We start from the raw sequence: 21,798 nt of genomic DNA, 5'->3' as shown, positions 1-21,798 counted from the left end.
TCCTCCTTACGCTGCTGAGATCTTGCAGAGAGTCGCTTTGGTCTCCTGCATCTGGGTTACTGAATCATAGCCATAGGTCTGGGCGGTGTTCGAACTTTCTCCCAGCACATAGGGATCAGCGCCTGAGGGGTATTTGTCCCGCAGATCCTGACCCTGGAAATGGCCGCCAAAGTGGAATGGCATAAAGGCCACGCCGGCACCGACCCTGTTGGTCAGCATCGCCATCACCTTGACCTTGCCGCCCTCAGGCCCTTCGACCCAGACCTGAGCCCCATCGCGAATGCCCAGGTTGTTGGCATCACGGGGGTTGATCTCGACGAACATGTCCTGTTGCAGTTCGGCCAGCCACGGGTTCGACCGGGATTCCTCACCTCCGCCCTCATACTCGACCAAACGACCTGACGTCAGGATTATCGGGTAATCCTTTGAAAAATCGTTCTTCTGGATCGAGGCATACAGGGTTGGCAGGCGATAGGACTGACGATCCTCATAGGTCGGATAGTCTTCTACCAGATCACGCCGGTTGGTATAAAGCGGCTCGCGATGCAGCGGGATCGGGTCCGGGAAAGTCCAGACCACGGTGCGGGCCTTGGCGTTGCCAAAGGGCGCACAGCCATGTGCAATCGCAACCCGCTGGATGCCGCCCGACAGGTCGGTTTTCCAGTTGGTCTTTGGCCCCGCAACGGCGTCGATGGCCGCACGTTCTTCGGCCGTCAGATCGCCGTCCCAACCAAGATCCATCAGCATCTGCATCGTGAATTCGGGATATCCGTCCTGAATTTCCGACCCAACGCTATAGACCCCTTCCGCCAGCAGGTTGTCACCATCACGTTCCACGCCAAAGCGCGCGCGGAAGGTCAGGCCACCTTCGGCCACCGGTTTGGACATGTCATAGAGGTTTGGTGTCCCCGTATGACCCATCTCTGGCGTTCCCCAGCACGGCCAGGGCAGACCGTAGTATTCGCCGTCGTTTGGTCCACCTATAGCTTGCAGCGTGGTTCTGTCGAACGTGTGCTGATTGGCCATGTGGCTTTTCAAACGCTCTGGCGACTGGCCGGTATAGCCGATGGTCCAGAGGCCCGAATTGAACTCACGCGTGATGCTTTCAACATTCGGGGTCTCAGGGTCCTCCATCTCGATATTGCGGAAGAACCGATCCGCCCAGCCGAATTTGTTGGCGAACTTGGCCATGATGACCTCGTCCGGCAGGCTTTCGAACAGCGGTTCGACCACCTTGTCGCGCCACTGCAACGAGCGGTTCGAGGCCGTGACCGAGCCACGGGTTTCGAACTGCGTACAGGCGGGCAACAGGTAAACGCCATCGGTCCGATCATGCAGAACGGCGGAAACGGTGGGATACGGGTCGATCACGACCAGCATGTCCAGCTTTTCCATCGCCGTCTTCATTTCCGGCCCGCGGGTTTGCGAGTTCGGAGCGTGCCCCCACAGAACCATGGCGCGGACATTGTTGTCCTGATCCATGTTGGCGGGGTCTTCCAGAACACCGTCGATCCAACGAGAGACCGGGATGCCGCGCTCGTTCTGCAGCGGTTTATCCTTGCCCTCCTTGTCCTTGATCGAGGCGAACTGGCCGGACAGCCATTCAGGGTCTTCACCCCAAACGCGCGCCCAATGGCCCCATGCCCCTGCGGACAGGCCATAATAGCCGGGCAGGGTATGGGACAGAACACCAAGGTCCGTCGCGCCCTGTACGTTGTCATGGCCACGGAAGATGTTGGTGCCACCGCCCGACGTCCCCATGTTGCCCAATGCCAACTGCAGCACGCAATAGGCGCGTGTGTTGTTGTTACCATTGGTGTGCTGGGTGCCGCCCATGCACCAGATCACAGTGCCAGGACGGTTATTGGCCATGGTGCGCGCCACGCGCTTAAGCTGTGATCCGGGTACGCCGGTCACACGCTCGGTTTCTTCCGGGTTCCAGTTGGCGACCTCTTCACGGATCTGATCCATGCCCCAGACACGGGTGCGGATGAACTCTTTGTCCTCCCAGCCGTTGTCGAAGATGTGCCAGAGAATACCCCAGATCAGCGCCACGTCAGAGCCGGGGCGGAAGCGGACATATTCATCCGCATGCGCCGCAGTGCGCGTAAAGCGCGGGTCGCAGACGATCAGGGGCGCGTTGTTCTGCTCTTTTGCGCGCAGAACATGCAGCAGTGAGACGGGGTGCGCCTCGGCCGGGTTGCCACCGATGATGAAGATAGCCTTGGAGTTGTGGATGTCGTTATAGCTGTTGGTCATGGCGCCGTAACCCCATGTATTCGCAACACCAGCAACAGTGGTCGAGTGGCAGATACGGGCCTGATGGTCCACGTTGTTCGTGCCCCAATAGGCGGCGAACTTGCGGAAAAGATAGGCCTGTTCGTTGTTATGTTTCGCGGAACCAAGCCAGTACACACTGTCCGGTCCGGATTCTTCGCGGATGTTCATCATGCCGTCGCCGATCTCGTTGATCGCCTCTTCCCAGCTGATGCGCTTCCACTCGCCGCCTTCCTTTTTCATCGGATATTTCAGGCGGCGTTCACCATGGGCGTGCTCACGGACCGAGGCCCCCTTGGCGCAGTGCGCACCCAGGTTGAAAGGGCTGTCCCAGCCGGGCTCTTGCCCGATCCAGACGCCGTTTTGCACCTCGGCGACGACGGTACAGCCGACCGAGCAATGGGTGCAGATGGATTTCACGTTTTCAACGGCTTGGTTCGCCGCTGACTGGGCACTGGCTGGCGTCACGGTTCCACCCGTGGCGCTGATCGCGGCCAATCCGCCGATCGTCAGGCCCGACCCGCGCAGGAATGCGCGGCGATCGACGGTTTTCTCGCCGACCTGGGACAGGATACTTGTCCGCTGGGAGCGTCTCGCAACCCCGTTGGTCTTTTTCCTAAGCATTTCTTTCCTCCCTTGCTGGCCATGTTTTCCATGGCTGGCTTGGTCCTGTTGGTGCCGACGTCAGGGCCATTCGCAACCGTCAGTCGGGTGGTGACATCGTCCGGGGTTCAGAACCGGGCGCTGTCCAGATATGCGCGCGTATGCGCGGTGTCCTGAATGCGGGTTTCATCCGTTGGCAGCTCGGCTGCTTCGGCTTGTCCGCTCAGGCTGGCGGCGGCGACTGCAGCGGGCGCTGCGGTTCCGGCCAGTTTCAAGAAGTCACGGCGCGTGGCGCCTTCTTCCTTGGTTTTGCTCATGGGATCCTCCTTTCCCAATTGCGATCTAGCGCCTTTTGGGGCGCTGGCGAATGGCGGGATCATCCCGCCGTCATTCGAAAGGCTTCACGCTCAATTTCCATGAAAACCCGACCGGCGGTGCCGACCGAGGCATAGAAAACCGAGCTTTCCGCAGCTTCCAAATCTGAATAGAAATGTGCGGCCCAGGGACCGATATGCTTGTTCCAGAACGCTTTTTGATCTTCCAGCGAGGCGGGTGAACCAAAGCGTCCGACGATCATGCCCGCCATCATCTCCATCAACGAGGCGATATTGTCTTCGGGTTCAAACACGTTCTGCGCCCGTGTGATCTGTCGAACCGCCATGTCGTTGCGCAGTTGCGCCAGCGGTTTTTCGTTCAGGAAACCAGTCAGGTAGAAACTGGCATAGGGCAGCAGTTCCCCGCGCCCCAGCCCGATGAACAGGGCATTGAATTCGCGTTCGGCAGCCGCGGGTTTGGTCACCTTGGCGACCCGCGACATGGCCTTGATAGCCTGACCCAGATCGGTTTCATCTCCGGTCAGACCAGTAACCTGAGACAGCAGCATCTGATCCGGAGGCGCCGCAAGCAGCAGCCCAAGGAAATTATAGAAATCCGCGCGCAGACGATCCTCGGCTGAGACGTCCAGGTTTTGCGCGTTGCTTGCGGTCATACGGTTATCCTTCGTATTCAAACTTCATGCGGCGTGGGGCAGGCGTAAGCTCTGCCTCTTCCGGGTCGTCGATTTCAGAAATCACTACAGGCTCTGACGATTGCATCTCGGGTACCTCGGGCAACTCAGGCTCTTGCGTGGGTTCTTCAACCTCAGGGATCTGGTCGGTGTCTTCCTCTTCGGTCTGAGCGGCCAAAGCCTCGATATGGGCCAGCATTCCCTTGCCGACCTGATAGGCGGTCTGGATATTTTCGATCACGCAGGCGGCGTCGGTATAGTCCTCGCCGTAATCCACCAGCCCATCGACATTGGCCAGAACCGGGTTTAGGCGCCAGAGCTGCCGAAGGGCGCGGCGGCGCAACCGGTCAGGCACTGCCTTGGCCATAAAGCCCGAGACGTCGTCACCAACTTGCAACTGATCAGGATCGGGCAAATCGAATTCCGCCAGAATTTCAGCGTCAGTCTTTTCTTCCAGCTCGCCCCGCTGTTCAGCGAAAGCCTGTTCTTGTGCTGCTACAACCTCGGCTTTGGCCTCAGCCTGAACGGCTGCCTTGCGGCGCGACCAGAAATCGCGGGTTTCGGTCATTGCACGATCCTCCGCGGGGCGCGGAAGACATCCGAGTCCTGCCGGATGCGTACATCCCCTTTGCCGTCCTCGACCAGATCGGTGCGTTTCTTATCACGGCGGCGCTTGACGAAGACTTCGTTGCGATGGTGTTCCAGAGCAAAGTCACGTACCCAAGCGATCAGCCCATCAGTCATTGGGATTTTCTCGACAAGCTCTTCGCCGGTATCGGCGTAGTCCTGTCCTTCGAAGGGTGAGGCGGTCACCAGCACAGCGTCCATCGGCTGTGTTCCATCTAGCGCATCGCGCAGGACCAGATAGATCGAGGGTTGCCCGTCCGACAGGTTGACCATGTAGGCTTCGGCCTCATCTGACCACAGGGTCAGGGGCAGGGTGGCTGCATGGTATTCGACCGCTTCGCCCTCGCGCCGCATCTCCAACCAATCGGCTGGTCCAGCGCCAGGCAGCACGGCGACGGCGCGCCAGTTCCATTGCGCCCAGCGTGTAACCCCGGGTGTTTTGCGCACGACGACGCCGATTGGCATTTCAATCTGGCTGGCGGCCTTGGCCACTAAGTCCTCCCTGGAAAGCTCTCCCCTGCCTTCCCTTGGGTCTACTATGGTACACAAATCAACCATCTGCCAAGCCCCTAGGCGTCTGAACCTCCGTCCCTCACCGTTTGTTTACAGCATTCAGGGCCCTTGTCGGGCCTTGTTCGCGAGTTCCCAGTGGCGCAGGCATTGCTACTTTCATCAGAGGTTCTAAGCTGACCGCGAAATGGGGAGGACATCCGGGGGGAGCTTATGGGAACAAGATTGCTGCTATGTGACTGCGCGGGATCGCAAGCCGTTGACGCCGAGAAAATTTCGTCAGCTTGCGATGTCGCCTGCTCCAGAATTCACACCGCATTATGTACGAAAGAACTGGAATCCGCCGCCAAGCCGCTGCAAGAGGGCAACGTCGTCATTGCCTGTATGCAAGAGCAGGATGTTTTCCTGGCATTGGCCGATGAGTTAGGTGTCGAGGTGCCAGGGTTTGTCGATCTTCGCGATCGTGCCGGGTGGTCTGAACAAGGGCAGGATGCTGCCCCCAAAATGGCCGCGCTGGCTGCTGAGGCGGTGTTGCCTCAGCCGATCACACCCAGTGTCGATGTGGTCAGCGAAGGGACGTGTTTCATAGTCGGGCCCGGCGCAGTAAGTTTGGAGTTGGCTGAACGCCTCTCGGACATATTGGCCGTGACAGTTTTGACCACTGATGACACCGAACCCATGTCGCGCCGCTTTGATGTGATACGCGGGCGCGTTCGTTTGGTGACCGGTGCGCTGGGCGGGTTTTCGATAAAGCTGAATGCGTTACAGCAGCTTGAACCCGGAGGACGCGGGGCCTTTGGTTGGACCGAACCACGCGACGGGGCGAACTCCTCATGCGATATGGTTGTGGATCTGACGGGCGGCATGCCTCTGGTGCAGGCCCCGTCCAAGCGCGAGGGGTATTTGCGGGCAGATCCCAAAGATGCGGTGGCCGTGGAGCGTCTGTCGTTCGAGGCCATGCAACTGGTCGGGACATTTGAAAAACCTCTCTATGTCCGGTTGGAAGAATCCCTCTGTGCGCATTCCCGTGCCGAACAGGTCGGGTGTACGAATTGCCTGGATATCTGCCCGACGGGGGCGATCACCCCTGCGGGCGAACATGTAGCCATCGACCCTATGGTTTGCGCGGGATGTGGAGAATGCGCGGCGGTGTGCCCTTCGACTGCGATCACATACGAGGATCCGCCCGTTTCTGCGCTGCTGTCACGGATGCACATTCTGTCGCGAACCTACCGGCGTGCAGGCGGGCAAGCCCCCCGACTGTTGGTGCATGACGCGCATGGGGCCGAAATGATCCGTCTGTCCGCCCGTTTCGGACGCGGGATTCCAGCGGATGTGATCCCGCTAGAACTGAACGTGATCTCGGGCTTTGGCCATGCCGAGATGCTGGCCGCGCTGGCACATGGGTTTGCGCGGGTTGATGTGCTGCTGGCCCCAACAACCGAAAGGGATGCCTTGGACCGCGAACTGGCGCTGGCGCAGGCGATCGCTGGCGCGGGCGGTCTGGCACTGATCGATGAGGCTGATCCCGATGCGCTGTCCGACCTGCTATATGCGCAGGAGGTGCCGCCCCCCTTGGCCGACCCGGTTCTGCCGCTGGGAAATCGCAGGCAGATTACGCGACTGGCCGCACAGGCGCTGAACCCGCAGGCCGCAGCCCCGTTGCCCTTGCCCGAGAATGCACCCTATGGGGCCATCGCGGTGGATACGGACGCCTGTACATTGTGCCTCAGCTGCGTGTCCCTTTGTCCGTCAGGCGCTTTGGCCGACAACCCGGATATGCCGCAGCTGAACTTTCAACAGGATGCCTGTCTGCAATGTGGTCTGTGCCGGACAATCTGTCCCGAGAATGCAATAACTCTGGTTCCGCAACTGGATTTAAGTGATGCGGCCCTGTCTCAGGACGTGTTGAACGAAGAAGATCCTTTTGCATGTGTGGAATGCGGTGCTCTCTTTGGTGTCAAATCGACCGTCGAACGTATCATGGAAAAGTTGTCTGGTACGCATCCGATGTTTGCGACATCCGAGCAGGCGCGCATGATCCAGATGTGTGACAACTGTCGCGTGAACGCGCAGTTCCAACACAAGGACAACCCGTTTCAGTCAAACCCGAAACCCAAAGTCGTCACGACCGAGGACTATTTCTCGAAAAGAAAGGATCATTGAAGCTGTAGCGGCGCGCCCAGATCTGCTGCCTTGATGGCCGAGACAAAGGCTAGAATGGCCTCTAACTCCTCCAGCGTCATCTCGACCGGGTGGATTGGAGGGGGACGCAGAGGATCGAAGGGTGGGGTTATGTCCTCGATCTGCGTGAAAGCGGGATGAGGGTTCAGGGCAAAGAAGGCCTCGAACCGTTCGGACCAGTCCGGCATAGCCCGCAGCACGGCGAAAGAGGGGGTGGAGCCAAGTCCGTTCATTTGGTTCTGTGGGCCGATCACATGGCACCGCCCGCAATGGGTCATCGACAATTCCGCACCCAGGACAGCGTCGCCTTCGATCTTCGGACCCTCTGTTGCGACTTCGACAGTGAAACTGGCCGAATAGGACGGGCCGCTATCGGGGCTAAAGCTTTCAACGGTGCGTTTGCCGATGTCAGAAAGCAGCCACTCCCGAAACCGAATCTGCCTTGGGTCGTCGACGATGCGCAGGTGATAGGTGACGCCATGACGCTCGAATACCGGATCACCTGGCGGTGAACCGCCCAAAGCCATAGCGCCGGTATCGTCTGCAACGACGCGTATCCCGGTCTTGAGAGAAAAACGCGGAAGAATATGTTGCAACAGACCAGAGTCTGTAACCTCATCCGGGGCGGCAAGCCCCAGCGCCTCTTGCGACCAAGAGGGGGTAGCAGAGAGCAGCAAGCTCAGGCAAAAGAACGTAACCCGCATGAAGGCAGCTTATCGGCCTGCGCCCGAATGCGTCAAATGAACGAAAAAAAGACGGAGACACATGCAATGAAACGTATCCCAACGACCGGGCAAACCAAAAGGGTAATGGCATGAGTGTTCGTGACGCGGTTCTGGCGAACCTGAAGAAAATCACCGATCCGGTTTCAGGCCAGGATATCGTCAGCGCCGGAGTTGTCCGCGCGTTGAATGTCGATGGCGATACTGTGCGCTTTGTGCTTGAGATTGATCCGAAACAGGCAGAGCGGATGGAGCCGGTGCGCGCCGCCGCCGAGCAGGCTGCGCAGTTGGTGGAGGGGGTCGACAAGGTTTCCGCCATGATGACTGCGCATTCCGAAAAGGCCCCGCCTGAACTGAAGCCCAAGCCGAAACCATCTCAGACAGGTCCGCAGGCCGTTCCGGGTGTCGATCGGATCATCGCCGTTGCATCCGGTAAGGGCGGGGTCGGTAAATCCACCGTATCCGCAAATCTGGCTTGTGCTTTGGCTGCAGAAGGGCGGCGTGTCGGGTTGTTGGATGCTGATGTCTATGGCCCATCACAGCCTCGGATGCTGGGTGTCTCTGGCCGCCCGGCCAGCCCGGATGGCAAAACGATCCTGCCCCTGCGCAATCATGGCGTCACGATGATGTCGATGGGACTGATGACCAACGAAGGTCAGGCGGTCGTCTGGCGTGGTCCGATGCTGATGGGCGCGCTTCAGCAGATGATGGGGCAGGTTCAGTGGGGAGCATTGGATGTATTGATTGTCGACCTACCGCCGGGCACCGGCGATGTGCAACTGACGCTCAGCCAGAAGTTCAAGGTGGACGGGGCCATCGTGGTGTCGACCCCGCAGGACGTGGCCCTGATCGACGCGCGCAAAGGGATCGATATGTTCAATCAGCTCAAGACGCCGATTATTGGAATGATCGAGAATATGTCGACCCATATCTGTTCGAATTGCGGTCATGAGGAGCACGTGTTCGGCCATGGCGGCGTCGCCGCTGAGGCCGAGGCGCTGGGCATTCCGCTGCTTGGTGAGATTCCGCTGCATCTGGATATCCGGGTTGCGGCGGATGGGGGCGCGCCCATCGTTGTCAGCAAGCCGGACAGCGCACAGGCCGAAGCTTTCCGCAAGATTGCCCGCGACATGATCACCAAGGGCAATGCATGACCCTGCCGGTCTTTCCTCCGTTGCTAACTGGACATGGCGTTCAGGGCGGGGAAGACCCGTTCGAACGCGCCCAGGCGTTGGCAGCGCTGGGCTGTGATGCCGGAACGGTGGTCTACAACATTCAGGCCAACCATTTGCGCGTTGCCATTGTATTTGCACCTGAGGTTCCGTTGCAGGACGCCATGGTGATGTTGCCGCTTTGCGGAGTTGGGTTTCAGAATGCGCTGGGCGCTCTGGCCCCGCCCGAGGTTGCCGTTCATCTGGACTGGGGCGGCCCTATCTGTGTGAATGGTGCGACCTGCGGCAAGTTTCAGGTTGCTGCGTCGACTTCAGACCCTCAGATTGAGCCCGACTGGTTGATTGTCGGCTGGGAGCTGGCCTTGCTACAGACCAGCACTGCGCCAGGCCAGACCCCGGATATCACAGCGCTCTATGATGAAGGGTGTGCCGAGGTCCAGCCTGTCCAACTGATTGAAAGCTGGTCGCGCCATATGCTGACATGGCTCAACCGCTGGCAAGAAGACGGAAACGCGCCGTTGCACAGCGAATGGTTGGGCCTGCTGCGTGGTGTTGGCGAACCCTATGGCGAGATCGGGGTCTTTTTGGGCACTGATGAACGTTTTGGCATGCTTATCCGCAATGGTGCGGACACCCGCCTGCACCCGCTGACTAACTTACTGGAGAACGGATAATGAAATTGGCCCGTGCGATCCATTTCGATGAAAGCGACATGAATGTGTTTCATTCTCCGGCGAGAACGGGTGAGTGGTGCATTTCCGGCGGGTTCGAGTTTTCGAATTGGGGCGAAGGCGATTTGGAGGGTAAAGCCCGCCAGGCCTTTGCGAATGGTTGGTTGGGGGTTGAGACATTCGGCCGGGTGACCTTTGTAGCGGTGACGCAGGTTGAACAGGCCGAGATCGACCAGATTGCCCGGAATTTGGCGGAACATTTCGTGCAATTCTACGGAGCCCCATCGGTCGAGGCCGCCCTGGGTGTTGCGCAGGAAGAGATCGCGCATATGGCAGAGCTATGCGATGATCACGCCGCCAATACTCTGCTGACGGTCGCCCGTGAGCTGTCTGAAACCGGGGTGCTTGAGGCGTTTCGCATCATCACACCGCAGGAAACCCAGCTTGAGGCGCTGGCCGTCCACGGATCGCTGGACGAATAGGGCTTAAAGAAGATCGGCAAACCCACCGAATTGACCGCGTTTGAAGATCAGGCCTTTGCCGGTGCGGTACATGGCATGTTCGACCTCACCCACGATGATCAGATGATCCCCTGCCTCGTGCCGGGCATGAAGCTGGCAGTCGAACCGCGCCAGACAATCCGCCAGACGAGGGCGGCCACGGTGATCTGCGGCCCAGTTGGCATGTGAAAAATCCGCACCCTCGCGCGCGAATTTTAGGGCCTGTTCCTGCTGTTCCTCAGCCATCACATGGATCGAATAGTGATCGCAGTCTTTGAAAGCGTCGAACCGGTTTGAATCCTTCGCCAGGCACCACAGCACCAGCGGGGGCGTCAGCGAGACCGAGGAAAACGAATTGACCGTGATTGCGCGGGGCCCCAGCGCTGTTTCGGTGGTGACGACCGTGACCCCGGTTCCAAAACACCCCAATGCCTCGCGAAACGCGGTGCTGTTGTCCGGGGTTGGGGTGAAGGTGCGGTCCGTCATCTCACGCTCATTCTGTGGCCGCGCCTCAGGTGCCACGGCAAGTCGGGATTGTCCATGAAAAGCTGCGCCTGAGGTGCATATTTCGCCCTCAGTTCAGGTCCTCAAGCAGACGACCGTGCCGGCGGGTTGCTTCGATGACCTCGCCAAACGTATTCATCCCGCGCGCTTGCAGCATCGGAAGCATCCGAACCAGCGCCTCGGCGGTGGCAACTGCATCACCCAATGCCGTATGGCGCAGCTCATGCGGAATTGTAATGTCCAGCCGTTCGCACAGCGCGTCCAAAGTGTGCGTGTCGCTGGCGCCGAACAGGACCGCTGATAGCAGGACCGTATCCAGTACGGGATGCGTCCACTCAACTTTCATACGGTCGGCGTGGCGTCGTAGAAACGCCATATCAAAAGGTGCATTATGAGCCACGATTACAGCATTTCGCGCGAATTCGTGAAAGATACGCCCGGCTTCGGCGATTTCCGGCGCGCCTTCGACCATTCGATCCGTGATCTTGTGAACCTTGGTCGAGGCGGCAGGGATCGGCATGACCGGGTTCACCAGCATATCCAACCTTTCGCCTTCGACCATCCGTCCATTTACCACACGGACTGCGCCGATCTGGACGATCTCGTCTTTGTGCGGCAGCAGGCCTGTGGTTTCGGTGTCGAAGACAACAAAACAAAGCTCGCGCAGAGGCAATGTCTCGAATGATTGGTCGGTGGATGTGTTCAGCAAACCAAAGTCATAGACCAGAGGTCTGGCAGCCTCAGGCGCTATATTGGCGGCGCTGTCATCTAGGATTAGCATATAGCCGGAAGTTTCCCCCAGCGGTTTCATGCGGGCTGAATAGGTCTGCGCCCCATCAATGCTGGTCAGCGAACAGGATGCCTCCATCCCGGTCTTGGCCAGTTTGGCATAGGCTTTCTGCAGCGCGTCTGGCTGGAAGTAATCGAACAGTGGCGCATTCAGGCGTGGATGCGAAATCTGTGCCAGTACCTCGGCCGCCTGTCCGTCATACAAAACGAGCCTGTGAGAGGGGCTAGCCAGCAATATGGCTACAGGAATTTCAGTCAAAAGCGCCCTAAGCCTTTGCTGTTCCACAGCCAGATGCTCGGTTTCAGCAGCGACAGCCTCTGCCACGCCCATGGTCTTGTCGGACAGTTGGTTGGCCAGACCGGCAGCCGCAGGGGCCAGGTCGCCAAGATACCGCGCGGCTTGCAGATCGAGGTCGCGGCTGACACCGGCATGCGCTCGTGCGCGCAGTTCAGCGGAAAGCCTTTCGATCGGCTTGGCGACATTATCGTCGAACAATAGCCAGACAGCGGCGATCAGGGCCAGCAGACCGAACCCGATGACGATCTCTGCAAAGATGAACGCGTCGAAAAGGGCCGGATCCGCCGCTCGCCTGTAGCTGACCCAAAGCGCAACCGAGCTGACGGCAACCCCGCCGACCGCCAGCAGGCAGAAGAAGAGGAAAATCCGCAGGCGCAGGCTTAATCGGGTCAGCATGTTACACTCCGCAAGTGGCCTCGATGATCGGATCGTTCGTAGAGCCTGTTACCCAATCGGCGTTCAGCAACTGGCCGTTGTCACCAAACTCTGCCCCATCCGCCAGATTGGCGCGTTGGTTCTTATCGCAATCCACAGCGACCGGCAATTTTGAAACCGGTGCCCAGCGGCCAAAGAAATACAGTTCAACGAGGCGTTGTTCAGGCACTTGGTCATTGGTGCGCACAGATAGGGTGTCGATTGCGGCAAAACGATCAACAAAGGGCATCGCATAGGTCCAGGGACGGTACAAAGCGCGGCTTTCGACCTCTTGAATGATGATCAGACCATCTGGAAGCGTATCGCGCGTGCGGTCAAACCATGAATACTCGCTGTTGATCGTCATCCCGATCATGCCAATGCCCGCCGCGACTGGTGCGGACCAACGAGGCAGGCGTCCACCTGTCAGTTTGTTGATCACCATCACGATGCCGGCTAGGGCGACGCCTGCAAATATCGTGCCGATCAGTTCTAAGAACATGAATACTCTCCAAGGTTCCTGAGGGTTTAGCCCAGCATTCCTTTACCGTGGCCGACCGCCGATTGCATTGTTTTTACCACGACAAAGGCATCTCGCAGATGACTTCGCTCAAAGTCCGAAAGATCGGAAGGGGGCAGGAAATTGTCCGGCTTCTTGTTGCCTTTCACCAGGCGGGCCTGATGGTCCAGCCGCGTTTCGGCGATCAGATCGTAAGCGTCCAGCAGGTCGCGGGTACCTGAGGGGCTGAGGACGCCTGCCGCCCCAGCTGCTTTCAGGCGGGCACGTGTATTGGCCTGGGACAGTTGCCCCTGAAGGCTGTATATCCGGGCCAGGTCAACCACAGGCACGACGCCATTATGCTTTAGATCCAGCGTGTTGCGATGTTCACCCGAGCGTACCGTGGCAAACCCGCGTAACAGGCTCAGCGGCGGCGTGTGCTTTAACGAGTTCGAGATCATATGCGCCACAAAGATTGAATTCGCTTGGGCCGCGGCCAGCGTTTCGGCCTGCAGGTCATCGAACAGGTGAAATGCGCCGCCAATGGGGCGCAGGTCGAACATGACCGAGGCCAGCATCTGCGCCTCGGGGTTTGGTTTGGCGATCCACCCGCGAAAATAATCACGCCAGACACTTACCGGTTGGCACCAGCGTGGATTTGTCGCCATCATGTCGCCCGGGCAATAAAAGTACCCACATTTATCCAGCCCGTCCGAAACGATTTTTGCCAGTGCCTGGAAATATAGCATGTCGTCATCGGTTATTTTGTCATCCAGCATCAAGCAGTTGTCCTGATCCGACACCCCGGTTTGTTCCTGTCGTCCCTGCGATCCACAGGCCAGCCATAGGTAAGGCACAGGTGGTGGTCCAAGCTGTTTTTCCGCCATTGCCAGCAAACGTCTGGTGGCTGTGTCGGCGATATCGGTAATCAGGCGTGTAACGATCTCGTGGCGATTTCCGGCAGCGACAAGCTGGACCAGAAGCCGGGGAATCTCTTCGGTCACTTCTGCCATCTGCTGCGCGGTTTGCGCAGTTGCTATCCGGCGCACCAACTCGGCGGAATTGACCGCCTGATAGTGGGTCAGGTCTGTCTGGGTGACAATTCCGACCAGACGCCCAGCTTCGGATACCGGAATATGGCCGATGCCGCGCTCCATCATGATGTGAAGAACATCCGATCCGATATCAGACGGCGACAGCGTCACCGGGTTTGCCGTCATTATTGCCGAGACAGGCGTATCCACAGACATCCCATCGGCAACGTATTTGCCCGAGATATCTCGTAAGGTGGCGATCCCCAAAAGAATGTCCCCCTCGGTGATGCAGAGAGAGGAAATATGTTTGTCCCTCATCATCTGCGCCGCTTCGCGAACGGTGGTATTAGGGGGGCAGGTTGTGGGGTTATGTGCCATCAGAACATCGATAGCGCTGGTTGCAAGGCTTTGGGGGCTGGAGCGTTCCGTGCGGGTCCGATCAAAGAATTTGGCGACGATTTCATGTTCGTCAATGAGGTCTCGGATCAGGTTGGGCGGAATCACAAAAAAAACCGAGTTTGCGTGTGCCTGCGCTTTGGTCGCGGCTTTACCGTCTTTCAGTAAACCGCGTTCCCCGAAAGAATTGCGCAACCCCAGATGAGAGACAATCGCACCGTTCCTGTCAGTGATTTCAACCTGTCCTTCGTAAATCACGAATACGCCGGGCAGGGGCGCGCCCAGTTGATACACCGGGGATCCTTCTTCGACCTCCCAAACTTCGATCTGATCAGACAGCGTTGCCAGATCATCGGCGGGCAGGGCGTCATAAGGGTGAACGGATTTCAGAAACCGCGTGATCTCGGCTTGGGGCAGGGGCATCGGATACTCCTCGGTTTCTATTCGAAAAATCCCGCCCGGTGGAATGCCGGGCGGGAGTAGTCAGTCGAAAGACACGGCCTTTGGCAAGGTGCTCAGGGGCCGCATCTCTACTCAGTGATCCTGAGCGGCACCCGCGCCACGGGGAATGCGGACGCTTTCGACCAGATCCTTGATCTCTTGCGGGGTTTCTTTGGTCATGCCAGCCACCACATAGGCGACAGTGAAGTTGACCAATGCACCGATCGCACCGAACGAAGTCGACTTGATCGTACCCAACAGAGGATCAGCATCCGTGAACGAGTTGGTATCCGGAATGAACAACCAGCCCTTGTGCAGGAAGATGTAGACCAGGGTCACAGTCAGACCAGCCAGCATACCAGCAACCGCACCGGTGTTGTTAATGCGGGTCGAGAAGATCCCCATCATCAGCGCCGGGAAGATCGAGGCAGCTGCCAGACCAAACGCCAGGGCAACGGTCTGCGCTGCAAAACCCGGAGGGTTCAGGCCCAGATATGTCGCCACAACAATGGCCACGCCCATTGCGATCCGCGCCGACAGAAGTTCGGATTTTTCCGAAATCTGCGGGTTGATCGCGCCTTTGATCAGGTCGTGTGACACCGCGGACGAGATTGCCAGCAACAGGCCCGCAGCGGTCGACAGAGCAGCCGCAAGACCACCGGCAGCGACCAGACCGATCACCCAACCAGGCAGGTTGGCAATCTCGGGGTTGGCCAGAACCAGGATGTCGCGGTTGAACTTGGTCAGCTCGTTTCCGACCCAGCCCTTCTCTTCCGCAAGCGCCTGCATGTCGGCATTCTTGTCGTTATAGTACTGGATCTTGCCGTCGCCGTTCTTATCTTCCCAGTCCAGCAGGCCGGTTTTCTTCCATGTGGCCATCCAATCATAACGGGCGTCGTTGTCGATATCTTCGACGGATACGGCGCCACCTTCGATGCCGCCATTTGGCCACATCATGTCACTGATGTTTAGACGGGCCATTGCGCCAACCGCGGGGGCGGTCAGGTACAGCAGTGCGATGAACACCAGCGCCCAACCGGCAGACCAGCGGGCATCAGCCACTTTCGGCACGGTGAAGAAACGCATGATAACGTGCGGCAGACCGGCCGTACCGATCATCAGCGACAGCGTGAACAGCACCATGTTCAGCGTGTCCGAGTGGTGGGCGGTGTATTCGTTAAAGCCCAGCTCGGTCACGATCGCATCCAGCTTGGTCAGCAGCGGTTCACCGCTGGCGGTATCACCAAACAGACCCAGAGCCGGAACCGGATTGCCAGTCAGTTGCAGGGAAATAAAGATGGCTGGGATTGTGTAGGCGGTGATCAGCACGCAGTACTGAGCGACCTGTGTGTAGGTCACGCCCTTCATCCCCCCAAACACCGCGTAGGCGAACACAACGGCTGCACCAATTAACAACCCGGTGGTGTTTGACACTTCAAGGAAGCGGCCAAAAGCTACGCCAACGCCGGTCATCTGGCCGATCACGTAGGTCACAGACGCTACGATCAGACAGATCACCGCCACGATACGCGCGGTCTGGCTGTAAAAGCGGTCGCCGATGAACTCTGACACGGTGAACTTGCCGAACTTACGCAGGTAAGGGGCAAGAAGCAGCGCCAGCAGCACATAACCACCGGTCCAACCCATCAGGAAGGACGAGTTGTCATAGCCGGTAAAGGCGATGAGGCCCGCCATCGAGATGAACGAGGCCGCAGACATCCAGTCTGCCGCTGTCGCCATACCGTTGGTGACCGGGTGAACGCCGCGACCGGCGGCGTAGAATTCTGATGTGGACCCAGCACGGGCCCAGATCGCGATGCCGATGTAAAGCGCAAAGGACGCGCCCACAAAAAGCAGGTTGATGGTAAACTGGTCCATAGGGCCTTACTCCTCCTCAACGCCGTATTCAGCGTCTAGCTTGTTCATCCGCCAGGCGTAGTTGAAGATCAGCAGCAGAAAGACCAAGATGGATCCCTGTTGCGCGAACCAAAAGCCGAGATCGGTTCCGCCGACGGAAATGCCGGACAGAAGTGGACGCAGCAAAATGCCGAATCCAAACGACACCAGCGCCCAGATCACCAGGCTGATGTAGATAAGACGCAGGTTGGCCTGCCAATAGCCCTTATCGGCTTCGGCAGTCTGCGCGGAGTGTGTTGATTGATCCGCCATCGCGGGTTCCTCCTTCGCTTCCTCTTTGAGCGGCCCGTTGTCCTAACCCTCCAGCGCGCGGGGCCACTTTTCGATATGCTTGATGCCAGGTGGCATCAGGCAAGACTTCTCTGGTCCGCCAGAGCGGGTCCTTTGAAGTTTTCCTTTAGGAATTCGGCCCTTATTGAGGGCGGGCCATATTCCCCTAGTTCATTGTGTCGCTGACGATCCGTTCCAGATTGCCGGCGATGTCTTCGATATTGCCCATTGCGTTCAGACCTTTCAGAACGCCATGGTCTTGGTAATAAGTGATCAGCGGCGCGGTCTGCGTGTGATAGGCAGCCAGCCGTGAGGCGACGGTTTCAGCATTGTCATCTGCGCGGCGCTTGAACTCGGTCTTACCGCATTTGTCGCATTTGCCTTCGACTGCGGGCGTTTTGAACCGATCATGAAACCCTTCGCCACATCCGGCACATGTGTAACGGCCGGAAATACGGATCACCATTTCAGCGTCTTCAACCTCAAGACTGATGGCTGCGTTGATCTTCTGACCGGTCTCTGACAGCAGCGCGTCCAGCGCCTGTGCCTGAACCGTGGTGCGGGGGAAGCCGTCCAGAATGACGCCCTTGGCGCAGTCCGGTTCGGCCAGACGATCCCGCAGGATTGCAATTACGATATCGTCACTGACCAGATCACCCGCCTCCATGACAGCTTTGGCGGCTTTTCCGGCTTCGGTTCCCGCGGCAACTGCCGCCCGTAACAGGTCACCCGTGCTGAGTTGGACAAGCCCGAACTTGTCTTCGAGCATACGGGCCTGTGTACCCTTCCCGGCGCCCGGGGGGCCGAGAAGGATCAGTACGGTGGGTGTAGTGATCGTGGCAGCGTCCATCACATCCTCACTTGCTTGCGCGGTTTTCGATCAAGTTGTCGACCACGGACGGATCAGCCAGGGTCGATGTGTCACCGAGCGATCCAAAATCATTCTCGGCGATCTTACGCAGGATACGGCGCATGATCTTGCCCGAGCGGGTTTTTGGCAGGCCAGGAGCCCATTGGATCACATCCGGGCTGGCAATCGGTCCGATCTCGGTCCGAACCCAGGTGCGCAGCTCTTTCACAAGCTCGTCCGAGGGTTCGCGATCATTCATCAAGGTGACATAGCAATAGATGCCTTGCCCTTTGATATCATGGGGATAGCCCACAACCGCGGCCTCGGCCACGGCAGCATGTGCCACCAGAGCGCTTTCGACCTCGGCCGTACCCATGCGGTGCCCCGAGACGTTGATCACATCGTCCACACGTCCGGTGATCCAGTAATCGCCATCCTCGTCCCGACGGCAGCCATCACCGGTGAAGTAGTAGCCTTTGTAGTCCGAGAAATAAGTCTTCTCGAACCGTTCATGATCGCCCCAGACCGTACGCATCTGGCCGGGCCAGCTGTCCTTGATGCACAGCACGCCTTCGACTCCGTTGCCGTCGATCTCGACCCCCGATTGCGGGTCAAGAACAACGGGCTGAATACCAAAGAAAGGCTTCATGGCCGAGCCGGGCTTCATCGCGTGGGCGCCGGGCAGGGGAGTCATCAGGTGACCACCGGTTTCGGTTTGCCACCAAGTGTCGACAATCGGGCAGCGTCCTCCGCCAACAACGTCATTGTACCAGTTCCAGGCTTCCGGGTTGATCGGCTCACCCACAGTGCCCAGCGTGCGCAGATCGCTCAGATCGCATTTCTCAACCCATTCATTGCCTTGCCCCATCAGGGCGCGCAAAGCGGTAGGGGCCGTGTAGAATTGATTGACCTTGTGCTTTTCACAGACCTGCCAAAAGCGGGATGCATCCGGATAGGTCGGAACACCTTCGAACATCAGCGTGGTCGCGCCATTGGCCAGCGGGCCATAGACGATATAGCTGTGGCCCGTCACCCAGCCGACATCGGCGGTACACCAATAGACGTCGCCTTCATGGTAATCGAAGGTGATCTCATGCGTCATTGCCGCATAGACCAGATATCCGCCGGTCGTGTGCACGACACCCTTCGGCTGACCGGTCGAACCGGAGGTATACAGAATGAACAGAGGGTCTTCGGCGTCCATTTCCGCAGGCGCGCAATAGTCATCCGCCTCGAGCGCCATTTCGTTATAGTCGTAGTCGCGCCCGTCGATCCATGTGGTCTGGCCGTTGGTACGCTTGACAACCAAGCATTTCACTGTGTCCTTGCAGTGCAGCAGGGCCGCGTCTGCGTTTGACTTCAACGGTGTCTTACGGCCGCCGCGAGGGGCCTCATCAGCTGTAATCAGAACCTTGGCGTCGCATCCGTTGACGCGTGCAGCCAGGGCATCGGGGGAAAACCCTGCAAAAACAATAGAGTGGATTGCGCCGATACGTGCGCACGCCAGCATGGCATATGCAGCCTCGGGGATCATCGGAAGATAAATGACCACACGGTCGCCTTTGCGCACGCCCATGGAAACCAGGATATTTGCCATCCGGCAGGTACGGCGGTGCAGTTCGGCATAGGTGATGTGTTGGGCGGGTTCATTCGGGTCATCAGGTTCCCAGATGATCGCAGTCTGATCGCCGCGTGTATTCAGATGACGATCCAGGCAGTTGGCTGAAACGTTCAGAGTGCCATCCGCATACCAGTTGATCCCGACCGAGCCCAAATCATAGCTGACGTCTTTCACTTGGGTATAGGGTTTGATCCAGTCAACGCGTTTGCCTTGTTCGCCCCAGAATGCAACGGGGTCGTTTATAGAAGCCGTGTACATTTCGCCGTATTTCTTGGCATCGACATGCGCACGCGCTGAAATTTCTGCGGATGGCGGATAAACTTTGGCATCTGCCTGAGCAGCGGTTGTCATTCTGAGGTTCCTCCCTCTGGACTTAAATTCACTGGGACAATCTTGCCCGCTGAACAGGCAATGTCGACCTGTTTCCTCCCGATGCAGGATAATACGGAGATCAGAAAACAAAGAAATAAATTACAGAAATAGCAGGGTTTATTTGTTAATAAATTTCATTCCCTCTGGGGGATTTGTAAAGGAAATCGTAAGATAGTAAAAAAACATATTTAAAACAGCAATATAGATGTTAACCACATTTTCACTGTTTTCAAAGTGCTTGCCCGTGAAATTTACACATTTCATATACACCTTATGATTGTTAGCGCTGGCGGGCGGTTTGCAGATTTTTGTGGGTGGTCTGGCAGGGGTTGGCACATATCGATGTTGGCGCTAGCTTTACGCGCAAGCGACCCAAAAAAGGGGGCGCATCAATGGGAGAATTCACTATGACTAAAATGTTGAGCGGTGCCGCCGTCGCCGCCCTGACTGTTGCATTCGTTACCGAAGCTGCAGCAACAGAATGGAATGCTTCGGTCTGGGGCAAACGCCGGGCCTTTACCGAACATGTCGAGAAACTGGCTGAACTGGTCAGCGAAAAAACCGGTGGCGAATTCACGATCAATGTCAGCTATGGCGGGCTGTCAAAGCCGAAGGAGAATCTGGACGGGATTGAGATCGGTGCATTCGAGATGGCGCAGTTCTGCGCAGGCTATCACCGCGACAAAAATCGGGCGATCACTGTACTTGAACTGCCGTTCCTGGGTGTGAACAATTTGGAAGAAGAGGTGGCCGTCAGCCACGCTGTATATGATCATCCCGCCGTTAAGGATGAGATGGCTCAGTGGAATGCCCGGATCATCATGACGTCGCCAATGCCCCAGTATAATATCGTTGGAACCGGTGATCCGCGCTCAACGCTTGCCGATTTTGACGGCATGCGTGTACGTGCGACCGGCGGGCTGGGTAAGGCGTTTGAGGCCGTTGGCGGTGTTCCAACATCGGTGCCCGCGACCGAGGCGTTTAATGCGATGGAATCCGGTGTTGTTGATACAGTGGCCTTTGCTCAGCACGCACATTTGTCTTTCGGCACCATCAACGAAGCCGACTGGTGGACGGCCAACCTGAACCCCGGCACTGTAAACTGTCCGGTTGTGGTCAATATCGACGCCTACGAAGCGCTGCCTGCAGAACATCGCGAAGCGCTTAACAGTTCTGTCGACGAGGCCATTGCCCATTATCTCGCCAATTACGGCGGTCTGCTGGAGCAGTGGGATGGTGTGTTGACCGAAAAAGGCGTGCAGAAAGTTCAGATCGACGAAGCCGTGCTGGAGGAATTCCGCACCAAGGCTGCTGATCCGATCCGCGAGCAATGGATCGCTGACATGTCCGCGCAGGGTCTGCCTGCGCAGGATCTATATGATCTTGTTCAACTGACGCTGAAACAACAGCGTGGCGGGAACTGATCACGCGTTCCGGGTACCCAGCGCGGTACCCGGACACTGATTCCAATACAGAAAGGGCCAGCGGAATGGCAGGACAGGCGACGGTGCTTGCGGATGATAGCCGTCTGAGCAGGCTGGACCAGCTGCTGTTAAGGGCCGAGCGTACGCTTGCACTGATCAGCGGAATTGCCGTGTTCGGGTTAATGGTGCTGGCAGTTGTCTCGGTGAGCGGGCGCAACGCCTATAACGCGCCATTGCCGGGCTATGTCGATTGGATCGAGCAAGCCATGCCCTTGATTGCGTTTCTAGGTATCTCTTACGTACAACGCGATGGGGGCCATATCCGGATGGATATTGTCATTTCGCGGCTACACGGACGGGCTTTGTGGCTGTTCGAGTTGATTTCGGTCGTTCTCATCCTGGTGCTCATGTTGGCATTGGTCTGGGGCAGCTGGTCCCATTTCGACAGATCATTCGACTTTGGCGCACCTCTGTGGAGCCGGGACAGCTCGATCGACATTGGCATCCCGCTCTGGCCTGCCAAGTTACTGGCACCTATTGCGTTTTCGGTACTTTGCTTGCGGCTTGTGCTGCAAATCTGGGGTTATGGACGGGCCTTTGTGCTGGGCCTACAAAACCCAGTTGCGGTGCCGATGATACAGGACGCTGCTGCGCAGGCTGCCGCTGAAGCCGAACAATTCGAAGGGCAGGACTAGTA

20 protein-coding genes are annotated in these 21,798 nt (G+C 58.0%); 6 read left to right on the top strand and 14 right to left on the bottom strand.

What is annotated here, in order from left to right; all coding sequences use genetic code 11:
• Positions 1-6: 6 nt before the first annotated feature.
• From AC2FLG_RS02160 to AC2FLG_RS02140, 5 genes are all read right to left on the bottom strand, one after another.
• Entirely contained in the window at positions 7-2,901 is a 2,895-nt protein-coding gene (locus AC2FLG_RS02160) for a formate dehydrogenase subunit alpha (protein ID WP_496704814.1), read from the bottom strand.
• 107 nt (positions 2,902-3,008) lie between these two features.
• Complete coding sequence (locus AC2FLG_RS02155; protein ID WP_281994743.1) at positions 3,009-3,197, bottom strand: ubiquinol-cytochrome c reductase iron-sulfur subunit N-terminal domain-containing protein; 189 nt, start codon at positions 3,195-3,197, stop codon at positions 3,009-3,011.
• A gap of 59 nt (positions 3,198-3,256) precedes the next feature.
• Positions 3,257-3,868, bottom strand: a complete 612-nt coding sequence (locus AC2FLG_RS02150; RefSeq protein ID WP_496704813.1) for a TorD/DmsD family molecular chaperone — start codon at positions 3,866-3,868, stop codon at positions 3,257-3,259.
• Positions 3,869-3,872: 4 nt separating this feature from the next.
• Positions 3,873-4,454, bottom strand: coding sequence for a DUF3306 domain-containing protein (locus tag AC2FLG_RS02145; protein WP_496704812.1), 582 nt, complete (start codon positions 4,452-4,454; stop codon positions 3,873-3,875).
• A complete protein-coding gene (locus tag AC2FLG_RS02140; protein WP_142634353.1) occupies positions 4,451-5,005 on the bottom strand; it encodes a DUF3305 domain-containing protein in 555 nt (184 codons plus the stop codon). The genes AC2FLG_RS02145 and AC2FLG_RS02140 overlap by 4 nt, the downstream gene beginning before the upstream one ends.
• Before the next feature lie 231 nt (positions 5,006-5,236).
• On the opposite strand from AC2FLG_RS02140, the gene AC2FLG_RS02135 reads away from it, so the two are divergent.
• A complete protein-coding gene (locus AC2FLG_RS02135) occupies positions 5,237-7,189 on the top strand; it encodes a 4Fe-4S binding protein (protein WP_496704810.1) in 1,953 nt (650 codons plus the stop codon).
• On the opposite strand, the gene AC2FLG_RS02130 is transcribed toward AC2FLG_RS02135, so the two are convergent.
• Positions 7,183-7,911 carry a hypothetical protein gene (locus tag AC2FLG_RS02130; protein WP_496704808.1) on the bottom strand — a complete coding sequence of 243 codons (729 nt, stop codon included), beginning with the start codon at positions 7,909-7,911 and terminating at the stop codon, positions 7,183-7,185. The two genes, AC2FLG_RS02135 and AC2FLG_RS02130, sit on opposite strands and share 7 nt — an antisense overlap.
• A 110-nt stretch (positions 7,912-8,021) precedes the next feature.
• Here AC2FLG_RS02130 and AC2FLG_RS02125 point away from each other — a divergent pair, with 110 nt between their 5' ends.
• Genes AC2FLG_RS02125 through AC2FLG_RS02115 form a run of 3 tightly spaced genes read left to right on the top strand, consistent with a single transcriptional unit; the run spans position 8,022 to position 10,254 of the window.
• The gene (locus AC2FLG_RS02125) at positions 8,022-9,083 is read left to right on the top strand and encodes an Mrp/NBP35 family ATP-binding protein (protein WP_142634347.1); all 1,062 of its coding nucleotides are present in this window, start codon (positions 8,022-8,024) and stop codon (positions 9,081-9,083) included.
• A complete protein-coding gene (locus tag AC2FLG_RS02120; protein WP_496704806.1) occupies positions 9,080-9,775 on the top strand; it encodes a biotin/lipoate--protein ligase family protein in 696 nt (231 codons plus the stop codon). The genes AC2FLG_RS02125 and AC2FLG_RS02120 overlap by 4 nt, the downstream gene beginning before the upstream one ends.
• A complete protein-coding gene (locus AC2FLG_RS02115; RefSeq protein WP_496690706.1) occupies positions 9,775-10,254 on the top strand; it encodes a DUF6505 family protein in 480 nt (159 codons plus the stop codon). The genes AC2FLG_RS02120 and AC2FLG_RS02115 overlap by 1 nt, the downstream gene beginning before the upstream one ends.
• A 3-nt stretch (positions 10,255-10,257) precedes the next feature.
• Here the strand turns inward: AC2FLG_RS02115 and AC2FLG_RS02110 are convergent, their stop codons facing one another.
• The 8 genes from AC2FLG_RS02110 to acs all read right to left on the bottom strand — a co-directional run bounded on the left by AC2FLG_RS02110 (position 10,258) and on the right by acs (position 19,656).
• On the bottom strand, positions 10,258-10,758 hold the full coding sequence (locus tag AC2FLG_RS02110) for a flavin reductase family protein (RefSeq protein WP_496690705.1): 501 nt from the start codon (positions 10,756-10,758) through the stop codon (positions 10,258-10,260).
• A gap of 88 nt (positions 10,759-10,846) precedes the next feature.
• Positions 10,847-12,259, bottom strand: a complete 1,413-nt coding sequence (locus AC2FLG_RS02105) for a 3'-5' exonuclease (RefSeq protein ID WP_142634338.1) — start codon at positions 12,257-12,259, stop codon at positions 10,847-10,849.
• A 1-nt stretch (position 12,260) separates the two neighbouring features.
• Positions 12,261-12,779 (bottom strand): hypothetical protein, encoded by a 519-nt coding sequence (locus tag AC2FLG_RS02100; RefSeq protein ID WP_142634335.1) that lies wholly within the window; start codon positions 12,777-12,779, stop codon positions 12,261-12,263.
• 26 nt (positions 12,780-12,805) lie between these two features.
• A complete protein-coding gene (locus AC2FLG_RS02095; RefSeq protein ID WP_496704803.1) occupies positions 12,806-14,629 on the bottom strand; it encodes a DUF294 nucleotidyltransferase-like domain-containing protein in 1,824 nt (607 codons plus the stop codon).
• A gap of 111 nt (positions 14,630-14,740) precedes the next feature.
• On the bottom strand, positions 14,741-16,525 hold the full coding sequence (locus AC2FLG_RS02090) for a sodium:solute symporter family protein (RefSeq protein WP_142634331.1): 1,785 nt from the start codon (positions 16,523-16,525) through the stop codon (positions 14,741-14,743).
• A gap of 6 nt (positions 16,526-16,531) precedes the next feature.
• The gene (locus AC2FLG_RS02085) at positions 16,532-16,816 is read right to left on the bottom strand and encodes a DUF4212 domain-containing protein (protein ID WP_142634329.1); all 285 of its coding nucleotides are present in this window, start codon (positions 16,814-16,816) and stop codon (positions 16,532-16,534) included.
• Positions 16,817-17,000: 184 nt separating this feature from the next.
• Positions 17,001-17,684 (bottom strand): adenylate kinase, encoded by a 684-nt coding sequence (locus AC2FLG_RS02080; RefSeq protein WP_496704801.1) that lies wholly within the window; start codon positions 17,682-17,684, stop codon positions 17,001-17,003.
• 7 nt (positions 17,685-17,691) lie between these two features.
• Positions 17,692-19,656, bottom strand: a complete 1,965-nt coding sequence (acs, locus tag AC2FLG_RS02075; protein ID WP_142634325.1) for an acetate--CoA ligase — start codon at positions 19,654-19,656, stop codon at positions 17,692-17,694.
• Positions 19,657-20,084: 428 nt separating this feature from the next.
• Here acs and AC2FLG_RS02070 point away from each other — a divergent pair, with 428 nt between their 5' ends.
• A complete protein-coding gene (locus AC2FLG_RS02070) occupies positions 20,085-21,101 on the top strand; it encodes a C4-dicarboxylate TRAP transporter substrate-binding protein (RefSeq protein ID WP_496695146.1) in 1,017 nt (338 codons plus the stop codon).
• 65 nt (positions 21,102-21,166) lie between these two features.
• The gene (locus AC2FLG_RS02065) at positions 21,167-21,796 is read left to right on the top strand and encodes a TRAP transporter small permease subunit (protein ID WP_142634321.1); all 630 of its coding nucleotides are present in this window, start codon (positions 21,167-21,169) and stop codon (positions 21,794-21,796) included.
• Positions 21,797-21,798: the final 2 nt, after the last annotated feature.

The sequence above is a fragment of the Ruegeria sp. CDSA193 genome (genome assembly GCF_059611885.1).
The sequence above is the reverse complement of the archived record's forward strand: the minus strand, read 5'-3'. Positions and strand labels throughout refer to the sequence as shown.

Bases quoted from the DNA above. Each gene is read 5' to 3' on its own strand.
- AC2FLG_RS02115 (WP_496690706.1), top strand. From the start codon at position 9,775: ATGAAATTGGCCCGTGCGATCCATTTCGATGAAAGCGACATGAATGTG.
- AC2FLG_RS02155 (WP_281994743.1), bottom strand. From the start codon at position 3,197: ATGAGCAAAACCAAGGAAGAAGGCGCCACGCGCCGTGACTTCTTGAAA.
- AC2FLG_RS02120 (WP_496704806.1), top strand. From the start codon at position 9,080: ATGACCCTGCCGGTCTTTCCTCCGTTGCTAACTGGACATGGCGTTCAG.
- AC2FLG_RS02135 (WP_496704810.1), top strand. From the start codon at position 5,237: ATGGGAACAAGATTGCTGCTATGTGACTGCGCGGGATCGCAAGCCGTT.
- AC2FLG_RS02085 (WP_142634329.1), bottom strand. From the start codon at position 16,816: ATGGCGGATCAATCAACACACTCCGCGCAGACTGCCGAAGCCGATAAG.
- AC2FLG_RS02070 (WP_496695146.1), top strand. From the start codon at position 20,085: ATGACTAAAATGTTGAGCGGTGCCGCCGTCGCCGCCCTGACTGTTGCA.
- acs (WP_142634325.1), bottom strand. From the start codon at position 19,656: ATGACAACCGCTGCTCAGGCAGATGCCAAAGTTTATCCGCCATCCGCA.
- AC2FLG_RS02145 (WP_496704812.1), bottom strand. From the start codon at position 4,454: ATGACCGAAACCCGCGATTTCTGGTCGCGCCGCAAGGCAGCCGTTCAG.
- AC2FLG_RS02065 (WP_142634321.1), top strand. From the start codon at position 21,167: ATGGCAGGACAGGCGACGGTGCTTGCGGATGATAGCCGTCTGAGCAGG.
- AC2FLG_RS02110 (WP_496690705.1), bottom strand. From the start codon at position 10,758: ATGACGGACCGCACCTTCACCCCAACCCCGGACAACAGCACCGCGTTT.
- AC2FLG_RS02095 (WP_496704803.1), bottom strand. From the start codon at position 14,629: ATGCCCCTGCCCCAAGCCGAGATCACGCGGTTTCTGAAATCCGTTCAC.
- AC2FLG_RS02150 (WP_496704813.1), bottom strand. From the start codon at position 3,868: ATGACCGCAAGCAACGCGCAAAACCTGGACGTCTCAGCCGAGGATCGT.
- AC2FLG_RS02100 (WP_142634335.1), bottom strand. From the start codon at position 12,779: ATGTTCTTAGAACTGATCGGCACGATATTTGCAGGCGTCGCCCTAGCC.
- AC2FLG_RS02130 (WP_496704808.1), bottom strand. From the start codon at position 7,911: ATGCGGGTTACGTTCTTTTGCCTGAGCTTGCTGCTCTCTGCTACCCCC.
- AC2FLG_RS02125 (WP_142634347.1), top strand. From the start codon at position 8,022: ATGAGTGTTCGTGACGCGGTTCTGGCGAACCTGAAGAAAATCACCGAT.
- AC2FLG_RS02105 (WP_142634338.1), bottom strand. From the start codon at position 12,259: ATGCTGACCCGATTAAGCCTGCGCCTGCGGATTTTCCTCTTCTTCTGC.
- AC2FLG_RS02080 (WP_496704801.1), bottom strand. From the start codon at position 17,684: ATGGACGCTGCCACGATCACTACACCCACCGTACTGATCCTTCTCGGC.
- AC2FLG_RS02090 (WP_142634331.1), bottom strand. From the start codon at position 16,525: ATGGACCAGTTTACCATCAACCTGCTTTTTGTGGGCGCGTCCTTTGCG.
- AC2FLG_RS02160 (WP_496704814.1), bottom strand. From the start codon at position 2,901: ATGCTTAGGAAAAAGACCAACGGGGTTGCGAGACGCTCCCAGCGGACA.